The sequence below is a fragment of the Pararhizobium sp. P1_E7 genome (assembly GCF_056405855.1).
On the sequence record NZ_JBFUBH010000133.1, the window covers coordinates 1 to 4616 of the forward strand.

The 4616-nt window shown below is 59.3% G+C and carries 3 protein-coding genes and 1 pseudogene; all 4 read right to left on the reverse strand.

Going from position 1 to position 4616, the window contains the following annotated elements:
* Positions 1-1836: acetoacetate--CoA ligase (locus AC1D17_RS27720; RefSeq protein WP_477568453.1), on the reverse strand; the 1836-nt coding region annotated here is incomplete at its 3' end.
* Positions 1837-2088: 252 nt separating this feature from the next.
* The gene (locus AC1D17_RS27725; protein WP_112841508.1) at positions 2089-2286 is read right to left on the reverse strand and encodes a DUF2783 domain-containing protein; all 198 of its coding nucleotides are present in this window, start codon (positions 2284-2286) and stop codon (positions 2089-2091) included.
* Positions 2279-3913, reverse strand: coding sequence for an FAD-dependent oxidoreductase (locus AC1D17_RS27730; RefSeq protein ID WP_112841507.1), 1635 nt, complete (start codon positions 3911-3913; stop codon positions 2279-2281). The genes AC1D17_RS27725 and AC1D17_RS27730 overlap by 8 nt, the downstream gene beginning before the upstream one ends.
* 21 nt (positions 3914-3934) lie before the next feature.
* Positions 3935-4616, reverse strand: a pseudogene (locus tag AC1D17_RS27735) (MBL fold metallo-hydrolase); the annotation flags it as partial.

A 4616-nucleotide genomic window follows, 5' to 3' on the forward strand; every position in this document is an offset into this window, starting at 1 on the left:
CTCGACCACCTTGCCGGTCTTGGTCATCGGAATATCGGCAACGGCGATAATCTTTGCTGGCACGTGCCGTGGTGAGGCCCCGGTTCTGATCTGCTGCTTGATTTTTTGCGTCAGGGCCGCGTCGAGCGTCACGCCGCTGCGGAGCTTGACGAAGAGGACGACGCGAACGTCGTTGTCCCAATCCTGCCCGATGCAGACGGCGCTTTCGATCTCGGTGATCCGCTCAACCTGGTTGTAAATCTCGGCCGTGCCGATCCGGACACCTCCCGGGTTCAACGTGGCATCCGAGCGGCCATGGATCACGATGCCGCCATGGCCGGTCCATTCCGCAAAATCCCCATGGCACCAGATATTTTCGAAGCGCTCGAAATATGCAGAGCGGAAGCGCGAGCAGTCCGGGTCGTTCCAGAAGCCGATTGGCATCGCAGGGAATGCACAAGTGCAAACCAGTTCGCCCTTGCCGCTCGCCAGCGGCTGGCCGAGGTCGTCGAACACCTCGACTGCCATGCCCAATCCCGGCCCCTGGATTTCCCCGGACCAAACCGGCTTCACCGGATTGCCAAGTACGAAGCAGGAAACGATATCGGTGCCGCCTGACATCGAGGCGAGGCTCACGTCGGGCTTTATGTCTCGGTAGACATAGTCGAAACTGGCAGGTGACAAGGGCGATCCAGTTGACAGTACAGCGGTCAGATGGTCCAGCCGATGAGTTTCGCGCGGTTTTACTTCTGCCTTGGCAAGGGCATCGAGATACTTGGCCGAGGTGCCGAAGATGGAAAACTGCTCCTCTTCGGCATAATCCCATAAGACCTTTGCATCGGGCGAAAAGGGAGAGCCATCGTAGAGGCAAAGCGTGGCCCCGCTCGCCAGACCCGAAACCAGCCAGTTCCACATCATCCAGCCACAGGTCGTATAGTAGAAGAGTCGATCTCCGCCCCCGAGATTGCAATGGTACCGGTGTTCCTTCAGATGCTGAAGCAGCGTTCCCCCGGCTGAGTGGACAATGCATTTCGGCACGCCCGTCGTCCCCGATGAAAACAGGATGACCAGCGGATGGGAAAATGGCAACTGCTCGAAGACGGGTTCGCGCGCGTCATGGGAGGACATGAAAGCCTCAAGTGTACGCCCATTCGACAGCGTAGCGGCAAGGCTTTCCGCTCCGCCACAATACTCCACGATAACCACCGGAACGCCGAGCCGTGGCTCCAGCGCCGTCACCTTCTCGCCGACATCGATGCGTTTGCCGTTATACCAGTAGCCGTCGCAAGCTAGGAATAGTTTTGGCTCGATCTGGCCGAAACGGTCCATCACACCCTGTTCGCCAAAATCAGGAGAACAGGACGACCAGATGGCCCCGATCGACGCTGCCGCGAGCATGCAGGCTACCGTTTCTGGCACGTTTGGTAACATGGCGGCGATGCGGTCGCCTGGTCCAATGCCGAGTGAACGGTAGGCCTGCTGAACACGCGAGACGGTCTCAGTGAGCCTGTCCCAGCTCCAACGGCTTGCCACTTTATCTTCACCGCGAAAGATCAACGCATTGTCGACGCCGCGTTTTGCGAGCAGGTTTTCCGCGAAGTTCAGTCTGGCCTCTGGGAAAAACCTGTCCTCCAGAATTTTGCCGGTCTCAAGTAAAGCCGTCTCGCCCTTATGGCCCTGCACGCCACAATAGTCCCAGAGCCCCGACCAGAACGAGCCGCGCTGGCGGACGGACCATTGGTGAAAAGCGTCATGGGATGGTAGGGAAACGCCGAACCTTTCCGCGCACCAAAGCCGAAAGCGGGTGATCTCCGCCTCTTCAATGCGCGTTTCACTCGGCGAAAAATGCAGCGCCATGCTTCCCTCCATCACACGATCCCCTTTTAACACTGTCGCGGCCTTGGGCCCGCCGGCCCGTCATTTCCGTTCTACTCGCCAGCATCACGCCAACATGTCGGGATGGCAGTGCCAAACGACAGTGCGAATGACGGGCGGGATAGTAGCCAACTCACTTCGACCGAACCCACCCTGTTGGTGTGGTCGCTTCCTCGCAAAGCCACCACGCTCCTGCTTCACGAGCCGATCCGACAGATAAGGCCGGTAACACCGTCAGGTCGCGGCACGCACGTTTCGTGCAAGGGCGAGTGCCTCGGCGATGACTGCATGATCACCGATCTGGTTCATCAGGATGAGGATCAGACGGGCGTTCATGGCGTGGCTCTCGGCTTCCGAAAGGCCCTGATGCGCCTTGATCAAAAGCGCATAGGATTCGTCGGGGCGGTCGAAATTTGGCTTGGTCTCAAGCATCCACTTGATCCTTTGCAAGGGCGCGGCCAAGGGCGGCTGCAACGGTCTTGGCATCGAAACTCTCAAAGCGCGCAGCCACGTGTTGATCAGGACGTATAAGGTAAACAGCGCTCGTCGCATCCCCGAGATAACGTTCGCCGAGGGCCTTGTTGTCACGGCCTGAGACCGAGAGCACGCTCACCGCAATGCCACAGGCGGAAAATGTCGTCGGAACATCGGCATCGATAGCAAGAAGGGTGAAATTGCCGCCAAGCAGGCGAAGCAACCAGTCAGCGCCGATAGGCGCGTCCGGGCAGGGGCTCCCGGGTCGCGTTCGCGCAGGAAAGCTCGCCACGTCAGGACCATTTAGTGGAGAACCATCGTAGGTACAAGGCATGGACAGACGACCGGAATTGACGACCGTTCGCGCGAAGGGAACGGTCTCGGCGAGTTGGAGCACGGCGTCGCGGAAAAGCTTTGAAATGGCTGATTTCGGGGTAATGAAATCCGTCGCCCGCGTCGAGTTCGCGATATTCTCGTCCGCTCCGTAGACCCGCTCGCTGTCGTAGCTATTGAGCAGCGTATCAGGCGCAAGTCCCTGCACCACGAGGGCAAGCTTCCAGCCGAGATTGTCGGCGTCCTGCACGCCTGAATTCGCGCCGCGTGCGCCAAAGGGCGAGACCTGATGCGCCGAGTCCCCAGCAAAGAGAACCGGCCCGTGGCGGAACTTGTCCATGCGGCGACACTGGAATGTATAGATCGAGCACCAGTCCAGCTCGTAGTCCACATCTGGCCCGAGCATTGCGCTCACGCGCGCTCTGATATTCTCCGGCTTGAGTTCCTTTTGCCTATCGATATTCCAGCCAAGCTGGAAATCGATGCGCCAGATGTCATCGGGTTGCTTGTGAAGAAGGGCGCTGTCACCCGACTTGAAATGCGGCTCGAACCAGAACCAGCGCTCGGTCGGAAAATTCGCCTTCATCTTTACGTCGGCAATCAGGAAGTTGTCCTCGAACACGCGTCCGTCAAAGCCATGACCCAGCATGGAACGTATGGGAGAGCGAGCGCCATCACATGCGACTAGCCAATCCGCGTCCAACACATAAGGACCGTCCGGTGTCATAACATCGATCGTTACGTGATCCTCATGCCGCACCACGGCGTCGATACGGTTGCTGCCGCGAATCTCAATTGGCGCGCCCTGGCTCTGCGCCTTGACGATGGCCTCATGGAGGAACTTCTCAAACAGCGGCTGCTGGAGATTGATAAAGGCGGGAAAGGCATGACCGTCTTCCGGCAACAAATTGAACTCATAGAGCAGCCTGTTGTCGTGAAAGACCTTTCCAATGTTCCATTGCACGCCTTTCGCCAGCATAGACACCCCCGCTCCAAGGCGATCGCATATTTCCAGCGTTCGCTTGGCAAAGCAGATAGCCCGGCTGCCGAGCCCCACTCCCTCTTGGTCGTCACAAACGAGAACCGGAACGCCGCGCAGACCAAGATCGAGTGCGGTTGCAAGCCCCACTGGCCCGCCGCCAGCGACGACCACCTTGTGCCTGATCGGCGTTACGGCGGTCTGGTCCGGTGACTTGACGTAAGGATACAGTCGGAACGCTAGCGGGTAGCGCTCCGTGACGGGAGTTCTCATGATCCCTCCTCCGGGAAACGGTTAGCCTTGAAGGTCTGCCCACATCTGCATGTCGCGCTCGGCTGTCCAGATACGTGGATGGTCGATACCGCGCGCCTCGTCATAGGCCCGCGCCACATTGAACGGCAGGCAATGTTCGTAGATGGCATAATCCTTGAACTTCGGATCGCACTCGGAACGAACAGCGTCCCATGCCTCGCGGAGCGAGCCCCCGCGTGCGGCAATGCGCACCACCGGCTTGTAGGTTGAGTCCACGAAATCCCTGGTTCGGTCGAGCGCGCCATTCACCGCATCACGGCCGATCACTGCATCGCCACGGCCCGGTGCGATGGCCGCGAGGTCATAGGCGCGGATTGCCTCCAGGGTAGCACCCCATTCGGCAAAATGCCCGTCGCCGCAATAGCAGGCCGAGTGCGCCTCGACGATGTCACCGGTGAACATGACATTCTGATCCGGCACGTGAATGACGGCGTCGCCGGCAGTGTGAGCGCGGCCGACTTGCATGATATCGACGCGGCGCTTGCCCAGGAAAACAGACATCTTGCCGTTGAAGGTCGTTGTTGGTCAAGTCAGACCCGGAATGGACACATGTCCCTGGAACAGGCGTGGAAAGCGCTGAAATTCACTTTCCCAGTCCTCTTGCCCGCGCTCGACCACCATCTTGCGGGCGGCATCCGACATGATCACCTGGCCGGCGTTGAAG

What these genes read in the sequence shown, in the direction of transcription:
- AC1D17_RS27725 (WP_112841508.1), bottom strand. Translation starts at nt 2,286, where the DNA reads ATGCTTGAGACCAAGCCAAATTTCGACCGCCCCGACGAATCCTATGCG.
- AC1D17_RS27730 (WP_112841507.1), bottom strand. Translation starts at nt 3,913, where the DNA reads ATGAGAACTCCCGTCACGGAGCGCTACCCGCTAGCGTTCCGACTGTAT.